At 49.0% G+C, this 18,560-nt stretch carries 17 protein-coding genes; 8 read left to right on the top strand and 9 right to left on the bottom strand.

Annotated features, from left to right (window positions below):
- Window positions 1-207: 207 nt before the first annotated feature.
- Window positions 208-1,800 carry a bifunctional phosphoribosylaminoimidazolecarboxamide formyltransferase/IMP cyclohydrolase gene (gene purH / locus LY387_RS15380; RefSeq protein WP_234494717.1) on the top strand — a complete coding sequence of 531 codons (1,593 nt, stop codon included), beginning with the start codon at window positions 208-210 and terminating at the stop codon, window positions 1,798-1,800.
- A 149-nt stretch (window positions 1,801-1,949) separates the two neighbouring features.
- Window positions 1,950-3,236 carry a phosphoribosylamine--glycine ligase gene (purD, locus tag LY387_RS15385; protein WP_234494718.1) on the top strand — a complete coding sequence of 429 codons (1,287 nt, stop codon included), beginning with the start codon at window positions 1,950-1,952 and terminating at the stop codon, window positions 3,234-3,236.
- Window positions 3,237-3,296: 60 nt separating this feature from the next.
- Here purD and LY387_RS15390 read toward each other — a convergent pair whose 3' ends face one another.
- Window positions 3,297-3,983: a DUF1481 domain-containing protein gene (locus tag LY387_RS15390; RefSeq protein WP_042478602.1), complete on the bottom strand. Its 687-nt coding sequence runs from the start codon at window positions 3,981-3,983 to the stop codon at window positions 3,297-3,299.
- Between the two features lie 211 nt (window positions 3,984-4,194).
- Entirely contained in the window at window positions 4,195-4,467 is a 273-nt protein-coding gene (gene hupA, locus LY387_RS15395) for a nucleoid-associated protein HU-alpha (protein WP_042478600.1), read from the bottom strand.
- A gap of 316 nt (window positions 4,468-4,783) precedes the next feature.
- On the opposite strand from hupA, the gene LY387_RS15400 reads away from it, so the two are divergent.
- Window positions 4,784-5,938 carry a CNNM domain-containing protein gene (locus LY387_RS15400; protein WP_234494719.1) on the top strand — a complete coding sequence of 385 codons (1,155 nt, stop codon included), beginning with the start codon at window positions 4,784-4,786 and terminating at the stop codon, window positions 5,936-5,938.
- A gap of 88 nt (window positions 5,939-6,026) precedes the next feature.
- On the opposite strand, the gene LY387_RS15405 is transcribed toward LY387_RS15400, so the two are convergent.
- Window positions 6,027-7,916, bottom strand: coding sequence for an ATP-dependent zinc protease (locus LY387_RS15405; RefSeq protein ID WP_234494720.1), 1,890 nt, complete (start codon window positions 7,914-7,916; stop codon window positions 6,027-6,029).
- Window positions 7,917-8,190: 274 nt separating this feature from the next.
- Between LY387_RS15405 and LY387_RS15410 the strand changes: the two genes are divergently transcribed.
- On the top strand, window positions 8,191-10,509 hold the full coding sequence (locus LY387_RS15410) for a Tex family protein (protein WP_234494721.1): 2,319 nt from the start codon (window positions 8,191-8,193) through the stop codon (window positions 10,507-10,509).
- Between the two features lie 96 nt (window positions 10,510-10,605).
- On the opposite strand, the gene LY387_RS15415 is transcribed toward LY387_RS15410, so the two are convergent.
- Window positions 10,606-11,055, bottom strand: coding sequence for an ATP-dependent Lon protease (locus tag LY387_RS15415; protein WP_234494722.1), 450 nt, complete (start codon window positions 11,053-11,055; stop codon window positions 10,606-10,608).
- A 134-nt stretch (window positions 11,056-11,189) separates the two neighbouring features.
- Window positions 11,190-11,960, bottom strand: coding sequence for a pimeloyl-ACP methyl ester esterase BioH (gene bioH / locus LY387_RS15420; RefSeq protein WP_234494723.1), 771 nt, complete (start codon window positions 11,958-11,960; stop codon window positions 11,190-11,192).
- 361 nt (window positions 11,961-12,321) lie between these two features.
- On the opposite strand from bioH, the gene LY387_RS15425 reads away from it, so the two are divergent.
- The 4 genes from LY387_RS15425 (at window position 12,322) to cysQ (ending at window position 14,998) form a co-directional block, all read left to right on the top strand.
- Window positions 12,322-12,735 carry a ComF family protein gene (locus tag LY387_RS15425; RefSeq protein WP_234494724.1) on the top strand — a complete coding sequence of 138 codons (414 nt, stop codon included), beginning with the start codon at window positions 12,322-12,324 and terminating at the stop codon, window positions 12,733-12,735.
- Between the two features lie 67 nt (window positions 12,736-12,802).
- Entirely contained in the window at window positions 12,803-13,429 is a 627-nt protein-coding gene (gene nfuA / locus LY387_RS15430; RefSeq protein WP_156111134.1) for a Fe-S biogenesis protein NfuA, read from the top strand.
- Between the two features lie 182 nt (window positions 13,430-13,611).
- Window positions 13,612-14,169, top strand: a complete 558-nt coding sequence (gene nudE, locus LY387_RS15435; RefSeq protein ID WP_234494725.1) for an ADP compounds hydrolase NudE — start codon at window positions 13,612-13,614, stop codon at window positions 14,167-14,169.
- A 1-nt stretch (window position 14,170) separates the two neighbouring features.
- On the top strand, window positions 14,171-14,998 hold the full coding sequence (cysQ, locus tag LY387_RS15440) for a 3'(2'),5'-bisphosphate nucleotidase CysQ (RefSeq protein WP_042478598.1): 828 nt from the start codon (window positions 14,171-14,173) through the stop codon (window positions 14,996-14,998).
- A gap of 79 nt (window positions 14,999-15,077) precedes the next feature.
- Here cysQ and LY387_RS15445 read toward each other — a convergent pair whose 3' ends face one another.
- From LY387_RS15445 to gspK, 4 genes are read right to left on the bottom strand one after another with little or no spacing between them, the layout of a single operon-like run.
- Window positions 15,078-15,836: a type II secretion system protein N gene (locus LY387_RS15445; protein ID WP_419153453.1), complete on the bottom strand. Its 759-nt coding sequence runs from the start codon at window positions 15,834-15,836 to the stop codon at window positions 15,078-15,080.
- A 3-nt stretch (window positions 15,837-15,839) separates the two neighbouring features.
- Complete coding sequence (locus LY387_RS15450; protein WP_128648810.1) at window positions 15,840-16,334, bottom strand: type II secretion system protein M; 495 nt, start codon at window positions 16,332-16,334, stop codon at window positions 15,840-15,842.
- Between the two features lie 6 nt (window positions 16,335-16,340).
- The gene (gene gspL, locus LY387_RS15455; protein WP_234494729.1) at window positions 16,341-17,573 is read right to left on the bottom strand and encodes a type II secretion system protein GspL; all 1,233 of its coding nucleotides are present in this window, start codon (window positions 17,571-17,573) and stop codon (window positions 16,341-16,343) included.
- Window positions 17,542-18,555 carry a type II secretion system minor pseudopilin GspK gene (gene gspK, locus LY387_RS15460; protein ID WP_234496139.1) on the bottom strand — a complete coding sequence of 338 codons (1,014 nt, stop codon included), beginning with the start codon at window positions 18,553-18,555 and terminating at the stop codon, window positions 17,542-17,544. Before gspK ends, gspL begins: the two co-directional genes overlap by 32 nt.
- Window positions 18,556-18,560 lie beyond the last annotated feature (5 nt).

Consider the following 18,560-nt stretch of genomic DNA (forward strand, 5'->3'; position numbering starts at 1 on the left):
CGAGCTTTTTTGTAATAGATTGGTTAGAATACGCGCCATCGCCACCCTGGTGGAAAAATTCCAAGGGTATTTACCCAACAGACAACTGGGTCGCCTCAATCATGAAAGACCTCGTCCTGTTTGGCAACTATCTTTAAATCCGCAGGCCAAACCAATCGTTTGCCCTGTACACAGCAACACAATCTGTGACTTTGAGGAAACAGAAGCATGAGTAACGCTCGTCCAATTCGCCGCGCTTTAATCAGCGTATCTGACAAAACTGGTATCGTTGAATTCGCACAAGCACTAGCACAACGCGGTGTTGATATCCTTTCTACTGGTGGTACTGCTCGCCTACTTGCTGAGCAAGGTATCGCGGTAACTGAAGTATCTGACTACACTGGCTTCCCAGAGATGATGGATGGTCGTGTTAAGACGCTACACCCGAAAGTACACGGTGGTGTGCTAGGTCGTCGCGGTCAAGATGACGAAGTGATGGCAACTCACGGCATCAACCCAATCGATATGGTTGTGGTTAACCTATACCCATTTGCTGCGACTGTAGCAAAAGAAGGCTGCACACTAGAAGACGCGGTTGAGAACATCGATATCGGTGGTCCAACTATGGTTCGTTCTGCAGCGAAAAACCACAAAGACGTGACTATCGTTGTTAACGCACACGACTACGACCGCGTTATTGCTGAAATGGACGCCAACGACAAATCTCTTACTCTAGAGACACGTTTCGACCTAGCTATTGCAGCGTTCGAGCACACAGCATCTTACGACGGCATGATCGCGAACTACTTCGGCACTATGGTTCCATCTTACGGTGAGAACAAGGAAGGTGACGAGGAGTCTAAATTCCCTCGCACGTTTAACCAACAGTTCGTGAAGAAGCAAGACATGCGCTACGGTGAGAACAGCCACCAAGACGCGGCATTCTACGTAGAAGCAAACCCAGAAGAAGCGTCTGTGTCTACTGCTCGCCAGATCCAAGGTAAAGCCCTGTCTTACAACAACATCGCCGACACTGACGCAGCACTTGAGTGTGTAAAAGAGTTTGATGAGCCAGCTTGTGTTATCGTTAAGCATGCCAACCCATGTGGTGTTGCACTAGGTAAAGACATCCTTGAAGCGTATGACCGCGCTTACAAAACTGACCCAACGTCAGCGTTTGGCGGCATCATCGCATTCAACCAAGAGTTAGATGCAGACACAGCGAAAGCGATTGTTGAGCGTCAGTTCGTTGAAGTGATTATCGCACCTTCTGTTTCTGCGGAAGCAGTAGAAGTGGTTGCGGCTAAGAAAAACGTTCGCCTCCTAGAGTGTGGCGAGTGGACAACTAAGACGACTGGCTTTGACGTTAAGCGCGTTAACGGTGGTCTTCTGGTTCAAGACCGTGACCAAGGCATGGTATCGCTTGATGACCTTAAAGTGGTTTCTAAGCGCCAGCCTACAGAAGAAGAGCTAAAAGACGCACTATTCTGCTGGAAAGTAGCTAAGTATGTGAAATCAAACGCGATCGTTTACTCGAAAGGCGACATGACTATTGGTGTGGGCGCTGGTCAAATGAGCCGCGTGTACTCAGCGAAAATTGCTGGCATCAAGGCTGCTGACGAAGGTCTACAGGTTGAAGGCTGCGTAATGGCATCAGATGCGTTCTTCCCATTCCGTGATGGCATTGACGCTGCTGCAGAAGCTGGCATCAAGTGCGTTATCCAACCAGGTGGCTCTATGCGTGATGACGAAGTTATCGCAGCGGCTGACGAGCATGGCATGGCGATGATCTTTACAGGCATGCGCCACTTCCGTCACTAATTACTCGTCGCATTTGGCGCTGTAGCCGCGTTAGCGCTTTCATTCACCCCGGTCTCATAGCTAGGCTATGCTCCCGGGGATGAACTCAAGCACTGCCTTGCTACAACACCAACTGCTTAGAGTAATCCAAACTTTGAAAGGATTATTAAATGAACGTTCTAATTATTGGTGCTGGTGGTCGTGAGCACGCTCTGGGTTGGAAAGTGGCTCAGAATCCAAATGTTGAAACGGTTTTCGTCGCACCTGGTAACGCAGGTACTGCGCTTGAGCCTAAGCTAGAAAACGTTGCGATTGACGTTGAAGACATTCAAGGTCTGGTGGCGTTTGCAAAAGAGAAGAACATCGAGCTAACGATTGTTGGTCCTGAAGCACCGCTTGTGATTGGCGTAGTTGATGCATTCCAAGAAGCAGGTCTAGCGATCTTTGGCCCAACTCAAGCTGCTGCTCAGCTTGAAGGCTCTAAAGCGTTCACCAAAGACTTCCTAGCTCGTCACGCTATCCCGACTGGCGCTTACGCGAACTTCACTGAAATTGAGCCTGCGCTGGCTTACGTTCGCGAGCAAGGCGCTCCGATCGTGGTTAAGGCTGACGGCCTTGCGGCTGGTAAAGGTGTGATCGTTGCGATGACACTAGAAGAAGCGGAAGAAGCAATCAAAGACATGCTGGCTGGCAACGCATTTGGCGACGCGGGTAGCCGCGTGGTTATCGAAGAGTTCCTAGACGGCGAAGAAGCAAGCTTCATCGTGATGGTTGATGGCGAAAACGTATTGCCAATGGCAACCAGCCAAGACCACAAACGTGTTGGTGATAAGGATACAGGTCCTAACACTGGCGGCATGGGCGCTTACTCTCCTGCTCCAGTTGTGACTCAAGAAATCCACAACCGCATCATGGAAGAGGTTATCTATCCAACGGTTCGCGGTATGGCATCTGAAGGCAACCCATACACAGGTTTCCTATATGCAGGCCTGATGATCGACAAAGACGGCACGCCTAAAGTTATCGAATACAATTGCCGCTTTGGTGACCCAGAAACACAACCTATCATGATGCGTATGCAATCAGACATGGTTGAGCTTTGCCAAGCTGCGATCGACAAGAAGCTAGACCAAGTTGAGTCTAAGTGGGACCCACGTGCGTCTATCGGTATCGTTCTAGCGGCTGGTGGCTACCCAGCGTCTTACAACAAGGGTGATGTTATCTCTGGTCTACCGACTACAGAAGTGGAAGGCGAGAAGGTATTCCACGCTGGTACGGCTGACAACGACGGCAATGTTGTGACTAACGGTGGTCGCGTACTATGTGCGACAGCACTAGGCAACACTGTCTCTGAAGCGCAAGCACGCGCGTATGAGCTGACTAAGAAGATCAGCTGGGACGGCATGTTCCACCGCAACGACATCGGCTACCGTGCGATTGCTCGCGAGCAAAAGTAACCGAGCCTAGCTCATATTGAAAAGGGTGCCGATTGGCACCCTTTTTTTGTTCAAAACTCGTTAGATTAACTCTGGCTTCGGGATACAGTCTTTCGAACCTTCAGCAAGCATCAGCAGTTGCTCTACTCTAGCGCCTGTTAGTCGTGTGCTTCCCAGAAAAGCCACATAGCTTTCAACCTCAGCTAAGCGCTTGACCACAAAATTCGGTAAGCTCTCCTCAAACTTGATATCGCTAAACTCGATGCCATTGCAGGTTTCTAGAGTTTCACCGTCCCAATGCCCTTGAACGAGCTCTAGACCGTCACTGTCTTGCTCTTTAACACGCTCAACGAGCAGTGAGGCTTCTCTTTGATAGTTCTCAAGCTGAGCTTTCTTGACCGGTAAAACCTTACCGTTGCGGCGATATTGCTGATAGATAGCTTCGCCATCTTTATTGAAACGTACATGAATGCGGTACGTCACCTCACCTGTCTCTATCTCGTTCTGCACCCCTTCGCGCACGAACTCACGCAATGTATCGCCTTCCCAGCGATAGTTGGATTGATACCAACCATAGTCGTTCATATTGACGTAATCAGCAGCACTGTATGGACGCGTCAGCTTTTCGGTGTACCAATAGAAACTCGTCGCATCACCAAGGGTTTGCCCGCCCGTATAGTTCGAGAATTGATTGAGACTAGGCGATGGTGTTGAGGAACAGCCAATCAAGGTGGCCGCGAGAAGTGAAACCAACAGTGTTTTTTTCATAATTTGTTAGACACCTCGTGTGAACGCAAGATATGGAAAATGACTCTCCTACAGAAGTAAGACAGTAAATAGCGAATCGCGTTCAGTCAATTGTAGCTCTTTAGTGAGGAGACAGATGGGTAATCGCGCTGGGGCTCAACACGCTTAACAATCCATCACAGAAAGGAAGTGGAGAGAACAGCACCGACGCTGGGCGTCGGTGCTGTAGAAATTATTTAACTGCGTCTTTTAGCGCTTTACCAGCTACGAATGCTGGAACGTTCGCTGCAGCGATTTGGATCTCATCACCAGTCTTTGGGTTACGACCAGTACGAGCTGCACGGTGGTTTACTTTGAACGTACCAAAACCAATTAGTTGAACTTGGTCACCTTCAGTTAGCGCTTCAGATACGCCTGAAAGCGTCGCTTCTAGCGCTGCTTTAGCTTGTGCTTTTGATAGGTCAGCTTTTTCAGCGATAAAGTCGATTAATTGGGTCTTGTTCATTAGGTTTCCCTTCTTCATGTTATCGAGTTAAAGCCCACTCTAAATCATAAAGCCCCCATCTGGCAAAGGTTTGTAGCCGTTCTTTGTCGCTTATGACGTAGATTTAACCGTTTTATGAGCATTAACTCACAATTTGTTACCCAAAGATTGAGTTTGAAACCTTGTAAATTATTGCATAAAGTCCCATAAATGCTCTGCGGCTCAACCGATAAGCCTGATAAATCGGTCTGTCGCTACTGTTTTTAAGCACTCACCAACAATGCACAGGCTCATTTGCAGCAAAGTTAGGTTGATGTGTGCACTTACTAGGAAATGAATGTTTCTCTTATCGGTTTATATCGCTGTCGCCATTGGTGTGTCGTTTATCTGTTCGGTATTGGAGGCGGTACTGCTGAGTATTACTCCAAGCTATCTTGCTCAGCTAAGACAACAGGGCCACCCTGCGGCAGAAAAACTGTCCAAGCTAAAAGCAGAGCTTGATCGTCCGCTGGCGTCTATCCTGACCCTAAACACCATCGCCCATACTATTGGTGCGGCGAGTGCTGGTGCTCAAGCAGCGAAGGTTTTCGGTAGCCAATGGCTAGGTGTGTTCTCTGCCGTACTTACCTTGGGTATCTTGGTGTTGTCAGAAATTGTCCCTAAAACCATTGGTGCGACCTACTGGCGCCAATTAGCGCCAGTGTCAGCAACTGTGCTGCGTTGGATGGTATGGGCATTGACGCCATTCGTATGGTTCTCGGAGCAAATCACTAAACGCCTAGCGCGTGGTCATGAAACGCCGAAGATGCGTGATGAGCTATCAGCGATGGCCATGCTGGCAAAAGAGAGTGGTGAATTTGCTGAGGGTGAGTCGAACATCTTGAATAACATTCTCAACATTCAAGACATTCCAGTGACTCAGGTAATGACGCCTCGTCCGGTGGTATTCCGCGTACCCGCTGAGATGACCATCAATGAGTTTTTGACTGAGCACAAAGATACGCCGTTCTCACGCCCATTGGTGTATAGCCAGCAGAAAGACAATATTCTAGGCTTTGTACACCGCTTAGAGCTGTTTAAGCTTCAACAGCAAGGCAGCGGTGAGAAGCAACTAGGATCGGTGATGCGCCCAATCCAAGTGTTGTTTAACACCATCATGTTACCGAAAGCATTTGAACAGATGATGGCGGCACGTCTGCAGATTGCCATGATTGTCGACGAGTACGGTACCATTCAAGGCATCATCACTCTGGAAGACATCTTCGAGCACTTATTAGGGCAAGAGATTGTCGATGAGGCGGACAAAACCACCGACATGCAAGAGTTGGCTTATCAGCGCTGGGAAAACTGGAAAGAAAAACACAGCATCGTAGATAACTCTGACGATGATGACGAAGAAGCACCAGTAGAGAAGCCAGAGTCAACAATCGCCTCGGACGAGTCTGAAGAAGCAAAACAAGAGCAAGACACGAAAGACAAAAAAGAGTCTTAAGCCCGCTTAATCAAATAATGCTCAAACAAAAATGGCTGCGAACTTCGCAGCCATTTTTTATCAGTGGCACTTTTTCATCAGTGATGAGTTAGTGACTGCCAATCTCATTGCCGAGCAAAAAGTTCTCATCACTGCTTACTACGACACCATACTTAAGGAAATTCTTACCTAAGATCATGCTGTAGTGAAAGCGAGAGCGGTCTTGCAGATTGACACGAATGGTTTTCTCAACGTCACCTAGCTTCACGCGCATATTCACCACAGGGCGAACATTCGCTTTCTCACCCGCTTTAGCTCGGATGCGCATAACATCGACCACCTCACGAGTAAACTCTTGCTTCATGTCCATATCGTTGGTGTAGGTAAAGGTGACCATCTTCTTGCCATCTTTTTCGAATTGCTTGATGTTGGTCGCGTTCATTGAGCTAACATCCGCGCCGGTATCAAGTTTAACTGGGAAGGTTAACCCCTCAACGGTCGCGTTCTCGATGTGACCGGCAGTAAACACCGGGTAAGCATCAAGCAGGTTTTCACTGCGTGAATTGACTAAAACGCCACCTTTGGTCGCCTTTTTGCCAATGATGAAATATGGCTCTTCACCCTCATCACTGTCGAGCGCCTCCAAAGCAAACTCAACGGTCACATCGCGATCGCCGACGATAAACTCGCCATCAACCACAGGTCTTACCGTATCGCCTACCTTGATGCGACGTAGAATGGTTTTGCGGATCTTTTCTTCATTGCCTAGGTCACTCGACAGGTAATACTCCACTTTGTCTCGCCCTTTAGCTTCGATAATCTCAAAGCTGCTAACTTTGAGTAGTGGCGTACTGACCGCAAACGACGGCTCCGCATTGAGTTGGTAACCATCTAGAATCAAACTCTCAGTTGGAGAGACCACCAGCGGCTTATCTTTCATACGTTGAGCAAAACTTTGCTTTTTCTTCTCAAGTTTGCCTTTAGCACCGGTATCAACCACAAAATTCTTGTTGAGGGTATTCAAACCCAAACGCAGCTGCGTACTCTGCTTAGAGCGATCTTTCAAATAAACCTGAATCGTGCCCTCAAAATCTTTGCCACCCTTGAATGGCACAAAGATCATCGGATATTCATTACCCGATACTGACAACATCTTCACCAGTGGATAAGTCACCCGCTTTTGCGCCGCTTCTTTGCCGACGAGATCAAAGCTGACTGTGTTGGCTTTCTTGTCGATCTCAATATTCTGCGCATTGAGAATACTGTAGTTATTTTTCAGCGAGATACTAACGTCAACTGGCACATCATCAATAGAGCCAGACTCGCGGCGACCAATCACTTGCGCGTCTTTTTGCTCTTGTAAGTAGTCATAACCCGCCATTACCCAAGCGTTGTTGGCCAAGAAGGTTTTACCAATCAGAATGGGCGCACTGAATCCGCTACGGTCAGTCAGATTGACCTCAGTTTCGACGGTTTTGCCGGCGATGGTCATAGGCAGGGTGATAACCGGGCGATAGATAGGTGTTGAACTCGTACGGCTACGAATCACACTAGTGCGCGTCAAAGGGCGCTCCATTTCAATCTTTTCACCGGTGTAAGGGTGTCTAAGCGTGAACGTCACAACACCTTGGAAGTTACGCTCATCGTTATCAAACTCTTCAAGCCACCAGTCACTCGCTGAGCCACCGTACTCATCCACGATAGTCTGCATCAGCTTTTCACCACTAAGCCCTTGGTATTTTGGGTTATTACTGATGACTTTGATGTTTTCAGCGTGCATCGATGTAGTGTCTGCACCCGTGTCAATCTTACCGACAAATGGGATGCCTTCTAGCGCTTCAATATCTTGGTAGTAAACACTTTCAACGCGCCCGAGGACGATTTTATCTTCAATAGATAAAACTGGCGCCTGTGTAGTAGAGAGATCTGGTGCAGCCATAGCCCACCCGCTTGTCATTGTGGCAAGAATTAACGCCAACTTAGTTGCTGTAGTTTTCATTTTAATACATCCATTCATCGACTGACTCTGAATAAGCATGAGTCCCTAAGACAACGGTCGACTCACATCGTTTACCGACTCCTTTAAACTTTACAGAAAACCAACGGAATATCCACGTGATTATCAATAAATTAGCAAACCCTCGCTAAATTTCACCTTCTAGTGAAACATAAAAATAACCCAGTAATTGCAAATCGGCGCTCACGCCCCTATATCCTATGGATATCAAGGAGTACAAAAGCACTCCCCAACACAACCACAAGAGAATACACGGATGAGCCAAGCTATCTGTCAACTGATTGCTAAAGAGCTGAATGTCAGCCATAAGCAAGTTGAAGCCGCTGTTACCCTGATTGATGACGGCAACACCGTCCCATTTATCGCTCGCTATCGAAAAGAGGTCACGGGAGGTCTTGATGACACCCAACTACGTACCCTCGACTCTCGCCTAAGCTATCTGCGTGAACTTGACGATCGCCGTCAGACGATTCTTAAATCCATCGACGATCAAGGCAAACTTACCGACGAACTGCGTGCGGACATTGAAAGCGCTGACAACAAAACTCGCCTAGAAGATCTCTATCTACCCTACAAACCAAAGCGCCGCACCAAAGGTCAGATTGCGATTGAAGCAGGTCTCGAGCCACTTGCAGACCTGCTCTGGAATGAACCAAGCAATGAGCCTGATAGCGCTGCATCTAACTACATCGATGCAGACAAAGGGATCGCGGACAGTAAAGCGGCGCTGGATGGTGCTCGTGCCATCCTCATGGAGCGCATTGCCGAAGATGCTGACCTACTAGAGAAGGTCCGTCAGTACCTCAACCGACATGCAGAGCTGCGCGCTCGCGTGGTATCTGGAAAAGAAAACGAAGGCGAGAAGTTCAAAGACTACTTTGAACATGATGAGCCAATGAGCAAGGTTCCCTCACACCGAGCACTCGCCATGCTGCGCGGTCGTAACGAGGGCTATTTACAGCTTTCCGTTAACGCTGATCCTGCAAACGAAGAGGGAGCTCGCGAGTCATACTGCGAAACCCTGATCGCTGAGCATTATGGTATTCATCTAAGTCAGGCGCCTGCCGATGCATGGCGCAAGCAAGTAATTAGCTGGGCATGGCGCATCAAGGTATCGATGCACATGGAAACCGAACTGATGGGCGCACTAAAAGAGCGTGCTGAAGTCGATGCCATCACGGTATTCGCCACTAACCTGAAAGATCTGTTGATGGCAGCACCAGCAGGTCCAAAAGCCACCTTAGGTCTTGACCCAGGTTTGCGCACTGGCTGTAAAGTGGCCGTTGTGGATGCCACAGGTAAAGTTCTCGCAACCGATACCATCTACCCACACGCCCCGCAAAAACAGTACGACAAAGCGGCACACGTCGTGGAGCAGCTAGTACGTCGCTTCAACGTGGACTTGATCGCCATCGGTAACGGTACAGCTTCTCGCGAGACTGACAGCTTTGCCGCCGACGTCATCAAGCGCGGTAATCTCAGCGTGCAAAAGATCATTGTTAGCGAAGCGGGTGCCTCAGTGTATTCAGCGTCAGAACTCGCAGCAAAAGAGTTCCCGAATATGGACGTGTCACTGCGCGGCGCCGTGTCTATCGCAAGACGCCTACAAGACCCACTGGCAGAGCTTGTGAAGATTGATCCTAAATCGATTGGTGTCGGTCAATACCAGCACGACGTCAGCCAAACTATGCTGGCGAAACGCCTTGATGCGGTCGTCGAAGACTGTGTAAACGCCGTTGGCGTGGATGTGAATACCGCTTCGGCTGCCCTACTAACGCGTGTGGCAGGTTTGTCTTCGACGCTTGCTCAGAACATTGTCGACTACCGTGATGAGAACGGTCGCTTCGAAGCACGCACCACTCTTAAGAAGGTCGCACGTCTTGGTCCAAAAGCCTTCGAGCAGTGTGCAGGTTTCCTACGTATTATGGATGGCAAGAACCCGCTTGATGCTTCATCGGTGCACCCGGAAGCGTACCCAGTGGTTAAAACGATGGCAGAAAAGACAGGTCGCGCGCTCAAGTCTATCATTGGTGATACGGCATTTCTTCGAACCGTTAATGCGGTCGACTACACCGATGACACATTCGGTTTGCCAACCGTCACAGACATCATCCGCGAGCTTGATAAGCCGGGTCGTGACCCGCGCCCAGAGTTCAAAACGGCGACCTTCGCGGAAGGCGTCAATACGATCAATGATCTCGAACCGGGCATGGTACTGGAAGGCGTGGTTTCTAACGTCGCGAATTTCGGTGCCTTTGTCGATATTGGTGTTCACCAAGATGGTCTGGTCCACATTTCAGCGCTTACCGATAAGTTTGTTGCCGATCCACGTGAAGTGGTGAAAGCGGGCGATATCGTTAAGGTCAAAGTGATGGAAGTAGACGCCAATCGTAAGCGCATCGGTCTATCCATGCGCTTGTCCGATGAACCTGGTGCGGACAACCGTCCCGCTCGCGGAGGTAAAACCGCTCGCGACAACCGTGGGTCTCAGCGTCAGCGCGCACCAAGACAAGAGTCAGGCAACAGTGCGATGGGTGGTGCATTTGCAGCAGCCTTCGCCAAAGCCAAGAAATAACGCTCTGGCTAATAACACAGACTGAAAACGCAAAAGAGCACCTATCTAGGTGCTCTTTTGGTATTCATCAAAAGCTATCTCACTCACTGCTAAACACTACCCAACGGCAATGATGTCCGACGGCGTATTTGGGGCAACCGAGTGCCCATAATGATATCGGATCACGGTACGACGCTTCGCCATTCTCCCTTCCATCAACGCTGCCTGCATGATTTTAGGAGGTAAGCGAAATCGCATCGCATAGCCTTTTCCTTGCGACTCACTATAGGTATTTAGTGATAGCAGATGAAACAAGCGCTCTATGGGGTCTTCGTTGTCAGACACGTCTTCTTCGGTGTCATACTCGGGATGCTCTGCGGGATCCCAAGCGGTGCGCTTGCGCCGTTTTTCCTCTTCGTTGATGCGACGCTCGGCATTGGTGCGCGCCAATTCCACAGTAGGGACTATCGGCTCTCGCACCTTGTTGTCACGCGCTGCTTGCTCCGTCTGGGGATTCACAGATGGAGCAATAACTGGAGCACTAACACTGTTGGGCGACACTATCATAGGTCACTCTCCTCTGCTGTGAGTGATTAACGCCAAAACCTCAACAACTAAACAGGATTGATTTTCAATCCTCTGACTACTTTATCGGAAAAACGGCTCCAAGCTTTACCGATTTGTGTAAAAAACATGCAAATTTAGACGCGTAACCCAATGACTCTTGTGACAAACTCGTCTGTTTCAGTGATAAATGGTGCATGAGAAGACTGGGCAAAAATATGACTCTGATGAGTTGACATTTGCGCATCTAGCTGCTTTACAATTCGCACTGGAACCAGTCCATCCAAACGTCCATACCAACGATGTACTGGCATCGACAATTGCGACAACTGCGGGCGATAGTCTAAGTTATCTAACCATTCCAGCCCCAACATAAGGGCGCTTGGACACGGCATAGGTCTGGAGAGTACCGCTTGCTTGAGCAACTTAATATCTTGACGCGCGCTCGGACTACCCATGGCTTGAAGCGCCATAAAGCGTTCGATCGTGAGCTCAAAGTCATTACTGAGCTGTGCCATGAACGCGCTGAGTACGTCTTTCTTGATACCGCGCCACTGCTCTCCCTCCGAAAACTTAGGCGAGCTTGCCAGTGTCACCAACTGGCTGACTCTCGATGGGTAACAATGAGCGATATGGGTAGCAATCAAGCCACCTAGCGACCAACCCAACCAAATGGCGCTCTCAGGCGCTTGTTCTAATAACATGTCAGCAAGTTCTGGCATCGACTGATAGGACACTTGATGGCTGAGTCCATAACCAGGTAGATCGACCGTATGCACCGTAAAGTGTTTGGCCAATTCACGGCTGCATGCTGACCAAACCGCACCGTTCATCCCCCAGCCATGTACTAGCACAAGATCCGGTCCTTGTCCTTCAGTCTGCCAATGGACTTTTGCTACTTCACTCACACGCTCTCCTACTCATTTGGTTCTTTTTCTGTTTCGATTTGCTCCATGCTAAAGGGAATCCCCTTCACGTCAACTCAGACCAATGCGATTTATCACTCAACTACCCAAATTGTGTCACCTATGCGGACTCACCATCGAACGCTCTCTCGGTCATAACCTATGGTGTCACCACTGCCAGCCTTTGTTTAACTTTCATCAGCATCGATGCCAACAATGCGGACTCACATTTGAGGGCAGTGCAAGCATCTGTGGTGAATGTCTTAAGACACCGCCACCGTGGGATAAAATGGTATGCCTTGGTGATTACCAGCATCCTCTTTCGCACTTTATAAAGCGCATCAAAAATAACAAGCAACCCAGCATGGTTAAGCCACTGGCCCAGATGCTGAGTAGAAAAATAGACCACCCTGCCCCGTTACTGATATCTGTACCCATGCTGTTTCACCATGAGTTCTTGCGAGGTTTTAATCTGAGTGAAATGATGGCAAACGACATCGCTAACCAGTTCTCTGGCTCAGAGTGTGCGCATCACATCTTTCGTAAGCACCGCCATACACGTGTTCAGAAGGATCTCAATCGAGAGGAAAGGCTCCACAATGTGCGCCGAGCATTTTCGCTTAAGCGATCACCCAGTTTGAAACATGTGGCAATAATTGATGATGTGGTCACAACCGGTGCAACGGTTCGTCATTTAAGTGAATTATTACTTGAAGTAGGCGTAGAAAAAATTGATATTTACTGTTTATGCCGCACCCCAAAGTCATCCTACGGATGATTCGTTAGCCAGATTGCGCATAGGATATGCAAATTATTTTTTGGCATCTACTCGTGACAGGAGTAGAATGGGGGTAATAACCTACAAACTTACTCAGGTATTCGTCGTGTCAAATCCAATTACTATTACAGAAAGTGCGCAAAGTCACTTCGCCAAACTGCTGGCTCAACAGCCAGAGGGTACGAACATCCGTGTTTTTGTCGTTAACCCAGGCACTCAAAACGCAGAGTGTGGCGTGTCATACTGCCCACCTGAAGCGGTTGAGTCTAACGACACCGAATTCAAGTACGAAGCGCTATCTGCTTATGTTGACGAACTCTCTCTACCGTTTCTAGAAGACGCAGAGATCGACTTCGTGACGGATAAAATGGGCTCACAACTTACTCTCAAAGCACCAAACGCGAAGATGCGTAAAGTCTCTGATGATGCGCCACTCATGGAGCGTGTTGAGTACGCTATTCAAACACAGGTTAATCCACAACTTGCTGGTCACGGTGGTCACGTAAGCTTGATGGAAATTACCGATGAGGGCATCGCAATTGTCCAGTTCGGTGGTGGTTGTAACGGCTGTTCAATGGTGGATGTCACGCTAAAAGAAGGCATCGAGAAGCAATTGCTTCAGGAGTTCTCTGGCGAGCTAACCGCCGTACGAGACATGACTGAGCACGATCGTGGCGAACATTCCTATTACTGATCGCTGCAACCGCTAATTGCAAACCAGTATTTGAATCAGAGCGCCGAGGTAATCCTTTGCGCTCTTTTTTTTAAGCGTTCCATTTGGCGCGCGACTATTTCCTATATATATTAATGACAAACAGACTATTCGTACCATAGGCTCACACGACTTCGTTATGGTACTAGCCAAGGAGAAAGCCCATGCCGTCCAAAAAAGGACCTGAGATCTTAGCCCAAAAGACCGTTGCCGAATCTAGGCTATTCAAAATTGAGGCATTAGACTTAGCGTTTTCCAATGGCACCAAGCGTACCTACGAGCGCATGAAACCGAGTGGTCGTAACGCCGTGATGATGGTGCCTATTACCGAGCATGGTGACATCTTATTGGTTCGTGAATATGCAGCGGGTACTGAGCGATATGAGCTTGGCTTCCCGAAAGGGCTTATCGACCTTGGCGAAAGTCCTGAACAAGCCGCCGTTCGTGAGCTGAAAGAAGAAATTGGCTTTGGTGCCAACACACTCACCCCTCTCAAAGAGGTCATTTTGGCTCCTTCTTATTTTTCGAGCCGCATGACGCTATTCGTTGCTCAAGATCTCTTCCCTGAGCAGCTCGAGGGTGATGAACCCGAACCTCTAGAAATCGTAAAGTGGCCGCTAGCTCAAGCCGATGAGCTACTCACCCATCTCGACTTCTCTGAGGCTCGCAGTATAACCGCATTGTTATTGATGCTAAGAATGAAGTCAGAATTGGGGTTGTAACGTGACAACAAGACACTTAGATCTATCGCACCATCTTCCTGATGTCATCGACATCGCGCGTCAAGCCGGGCAGCTTATTCTCGATATCTATGAGAATAAAGAGTACGAGGCTTACACCAAAAACGATGACACTCCGGTAACCAGTGCTGACTTAGCGGCGCACAAGCTGATAGTCGAAAAGCTCTCGAACCTGACACCAGACATCCCAGTCCTTTCCGAAGAGGCCGCGGATATCAGCCTCGAGCAGCGTTCTCAATGGGATACGTATTGGCTCGTGGACCCACTTGATGGCACACAAGAGTTCATCGCACGTAGTGGCGATTTCGCCACCATTATCGCTCTGGTCAGCAACAATAAGCCGATAATGGGAGTCGTGTACGCGCCAGTATCAGGCGTGACCTATCACGCTTATGAAGGCAAAGGGGCGTGGAAAATACCAAGCCTGGGTGAGAGCTTGCGTATTAAGGTGCTCAAGCACGAGCTACCCAACCAATCTATCGCTATTGCAATAAGCCGTCGCCAGAATATCAACCGCATCACTCAGCGTATGAGCTCGGCATGGAATTATGACTTGGTTCCCCTCGGCTCCGCGGCCCTTAAAGCCTGCTTAGTTGCAGAGGGCGCTGTAGATTGCTATCTGCGCTTAGGACCAACGGGTGAGTGGGATACTGCCGCTACACAGTGCATCGTCGAAGAAGCCGGTGGCACCATTCTCGATACCGAACTTCAACCACTCTCTTACAATGAAAGAGAGACTTTGGAGAACCCAAACTTTATCGTGATAGGCGATCGAGACTTACCTTGGGACCAGATTCTCATTCAACAGTAGGCAGCGTCAGTTGCTACATGAACATTAAAAAAGGAGGCTATGCCTCCTTTTTTAATGTTCTACCTTCTATCACAGCGCACTAGAAGCGGCCTTGATAGTTAAACGAGTAACGCCCCTGCCCATCTGGATTGCCTAGCCAGCTCAACTGCTGGCGCATACCGTTTGGGAACTCATCTTCAGGTTTAAACCACGCCTCAGATTGATACTGACGATTGGGGGTCACACTGGCTGAAAACTCGCTCGACACTTGATTGCTGCTTTGACTACCTTTTGCCGACAACACGCTCTCGCTACATGACAAATCAACAATAGTCGGACCGAGACCAAGACTGCCAATCGGTGATTCTATATACCCAGCATTCCACGATAAGCTACCATCTCCGCTCGCACACCAAGGTGAGGCGTAGTTTAGCGATTTAATCGCCAGCTCTAACTGGCCACCCGCTTTGATCGGGACTGGCACCGGCGCATATTGCACGACGGTATCTGCTGGAATCGACGCGAGGACATTCTCTAAATAAGCCCCAGACATACCGACACCTAAGTTACCGCGCCCAGACAAACCTAAAGCACTGCCTCGACCAAAACGCACAGCGTATTCAGGAGAGAGTGTCATCAGGCTCGACCAACTGAACTGCCACGACACATCACCAATAGAATAGTTTTGTACTCGCACATTTTGTGCGCTGCCCTGCCAAATAGTGCCTGTGGTACCATCGAGCGCCAGCTCTCGCGGCATTGGGGCGTAACTCAATACTATGCTGGCAGGAAGATGATAGATCGCACTCGCTACGAATACGGTGGTACCTAATAAACAGTACTTGATGACCTTCTTGATCACTTAGCCACCCCTCGTAAATTGCAGTCGGTTTACCTCTATGACACCGCTTTGATCTGCTTTATCGATATCTAGAATCTCAACCGTCACACCATGGTTGTCTTGCAAATAAAACAGCCAGTTGACGAAAAACTCGAATGGAATCGGTTTAATCCAAACCTGAAGCTGGTCATTACGAGGCTGCATACGAATCAGTTCAATACTGAAGCGGTTAGTCGATGAGGTAATCACTCGGTTGAGAGGCTCTTTTGATACCACGACACCACCCGCTTGTCTTTGCTGGGAGATATCATCTGCCTTTTGCTTTACCCAACTGAGCAGTTGACGCTCCGACTGAATGCGTGACTGAGCCATCTCGGTGCGCTGTGCAAAGGGAGCCAGAATGCCCCAATAAATGATGCCGAGCACAGTGACCAGCGAACAAGCGATCACTAAGCGCTGCTCACGCTGGCTAATACTCAGCCACCAGCTTTGAAGATTAAGTAATAGTCCTTTCATCACGCCCTACTTCTTCTTAAGTACAAAGTTACCCATGACCACTTCGCCATTACGGTTGAGTGGACCTTGCGTTACTTCAAATTGCGTTTCTAGCTTCACTCGCGCGGCTTCAAAACTATCAAAATCGCGACTGGTCACATTCATGCGAACTTCATTGCGGTTACCGTCAAAGGTGAAGCTCTGGACCTGCATACCATTCACCTGTCCCACGGTATCGGGCAGTTTCGATAGCCACTCCAATACCGACTCACTGGACAAATCACTTCCGCCTAGACGCTTAAGCTCATCGTCCATTTGTCGCTTAAGGTAACTCACCGTTGGGATACGTTGTTTATCTGGCAGTACCGCTCTGAAAATACGCTCACTTTCAGCTCGGTAGGCAGCCGCTTGAGATTCGTACTGATTCACCAGCACAATTTGCTGCGCAACGAGTGCTACAACAAGAATGGAGGCAGCAATAGCGACTTTTTGCCAAACCTTCCAATGTCTTAAAAAGGATGCCTTCGGTTTAAAGTCACCCGTCATTAGATTGGCACCACTCTCTACGGTACCTTTCGACAACAATGCCATTGCAGGCTCTGGCGGCATGCTGTGCCAGTCAATATGCTCTGAGCGCTCAACGAAGGATGTCGGGACGGGAGAGTAGCTCTCTATCGCGACTTTGCTCTCATCTTCACTCTCCGACACCAGCAAATAATCGGAATCGATCACCGCGTCCATCCAGCCTTCATCTACGACCAGACCGCGCTGGTTCGCCGTACGAAACAGCCATTGACCATCAAGGTGGATAGCACTGACCTGCTCCGTTTGAGGCAAAGCGAGCACATCAGGGATAACCTTTTTGACTTCGATTCCCTGTTCAGCAAAGCTTTGAATAACATGCGCCAGATATTGACGGTCTACCGCTGCAATAGACGCACTGCCACCCTGCTTGCTAAATATGGTGAAATGCAGCTCATCGACGTCCTGAGCAATATCGTCTTCGACAAGAAATGGCAGCATAGTCTCGAACTGACGTGCACCACCCTGCGGGATCTCGACATCAGCAAAGTGCACGTCCTGTCCACTTAGCATCAATAGCGTCACACGCTGCTGTGCATACTCTTTAATGTCAGCGAGCTGGTCGAGGTTGTTAAGCTCTCCGCTGGCTATCACTTCTTGCTGACTAGTTGACCATACAGCCCAATGTATTTGGCTATCTGGTTGGCTATTCAGGCGAACGGTTAAGAACTCGCTCACTAAATCCTCCAAATCGACGACGGACTACCGTCACTTCCTGTCTATCTTGACTAAAAAACAAGCTGCGCAGTCGCATTCGCGACTCTCCAACGACAACCTGTGTGTCCATTTCAAAATAGGCGCTGTCTACAGCAAGATACTGTTGGGCTTGCTGTTTGGTGTTACTGTCTACACTGGCCATTTGAGACTCGGCCATAAACTTATCGATACCTGACCAACCGTCAAAGGGGCGGTTTTCAATCAGCTGTCTCGCATTCTCTACCGATAGACTCGGCGCAAACAGCGCTGACAGCAGCTCCGCTTGCTCCACGACTATCGTGTTTACATTTAGGCGCCAATCTGCGGTAGGTAGCGCACATACAACGGGCGACATTTTCAGCATGGCGTCACCGCTCATCTGGTTAATCGCTCTCAGCTCTGTACTGTCAGCGACGAATCCATTAGGAGCCACATAGCTTGGTGACAAGGACTCATAGTAGCTATCCCCCACACCGGATACCGACCTCACGCTGGTCTCTTTATTAACGAACTCCCACGTCGAGTCCGCAACCTGTTCCGCTTGGTAATTCTCCACGCCAGTTTCTTCAAGCAGCTCTTGGAAAAAACGCACCAGAAATGGCTTAGTGGCGCTGTTTGTCGCTGGCTGCACCGTAGAGAGCGCATTGATATTAAAGCACGCCTGCATATCACGGATATAGCCAGTCGCCTCGCCGTAATCAAGTGGATACGTCCGCTCTTCAATCGCCCATGGCTGGTTGAGGTTAACGCTGTCCTTATTGTCTTTATAGCTCTCTTTTATGGCCACCGATGCCAAAGCTTCAACGCCAATCGCATACCAATACGCTTGTTGATAATTTACCTGATTCGACGCACGGGTAAATTGGCTAAATAGGCGCTCTGACATCGTTGCAGCGATTGAAACCATAATGGCAAGTAACAGCAGAATCACAATCAACGCGACCCCTTTTTGGGATTTAGCCATCACTC

The organism is Vibrio maritimus, assembly GCF_021441885.1.
GTDB lineage: Bacteria > Pseudomonadota > Gammaproteobacteria > Enterobacterales > Vibrionaceae > Vibrio > Vibrio maritimus_B.

Excerpts from the sequence above, each read along its gene's own strand:
- purH (WP_234494717.1), top strand. The coding sequence starts at position 208 with ATGAGTAACGCTCGTCCAATTCGCCGCGCTTTAATCAGCGTATCTGAC.
- purD (WP_234494718.1), top strand. The coding sequence starts at position 1,950 with ATGAACGTTCTAATTATTGGTGCTGGTGGTCGTGAGCACGCTCTGGGT.
- LY387_RS15390 (WP_042478602.1), bottom strand. The coding sequence starts at position 3,983 with ATGAAAAAAACACTGTTGGTTTCACTTCTCGCGGCCACCTTGATTGGC.
- hupA (WP_042478600.1), bottom strand. The coding sequence starts at position 4,467 with ATGAACAAGACCCAATTAATCGACTTTATCGCTGAAAAAGCTGACCTA.
- LY387_RS15400 (WP_234494719.1), top strand. The coding sequence starts at position 4,784 with ATGTTTCTCTTATCGGTTTATATCGCTGTCGCCATTGGTGTGTCGTTT.
- LY387_RS15405 (WP_234494720.1), bottom strand. The coding sequence starts at position 7,916 with ATGAAAACTACAGCAACTAAGTTGGCGTTAATTCTTGCCACAATGACA.
- LY387_RS15410 (WP_234494721.1), top strand. The coding sequence starts at position 8,191 with ATGAGCCAAGCTATCTGTCAACTGATTGCTAAAGAGCTGAATGTCAGC.
- LY387_RS15415 (WP_234494722.1), bottom strand. The coding sequence starts at position 11,055 with ATGATAGTGTCGCCCAACAGTGTTAGTGCTCCAGTTATTGCTCCATCT.
- LY387_RS15425 (WP_234494724.1), top strand. The coding sequence starts at position 12,322 with ATGGTTAAGCCACTGGCCCAGATGCTGAGTAGAAAAATAGACCACCCT.
- nfuA (WP_156111134.1), top strand. The coding sequence starts at position 12,803 with ATGGGGGTAATAACCTACAAACTTACTCAGGTATTCGTCGTGTCAAAT.
- nudE (WP_234494725.1), top strand. The coding sequence starts at position 13,612 with ATGCCGTCCAAAAAAGGACCTGAGATCTTAGCCCAAAAGACCGTTGCC.
- LY387_RS15450 (WP_128648810.1), bottom strand. The coding sequence starts at position 16,334 with ATGAAAGGACTATTACTTAATCTTCAAAGCTGGTGGCTGAGTATTAGC.
- gspK (WP_234496139.1), bottom strand. The coding sequence starts at position 18,555 with ATGGCTAAATCCCAAAAAGGGGTCGCGTTGATTGTGATTCTGCTGTTA.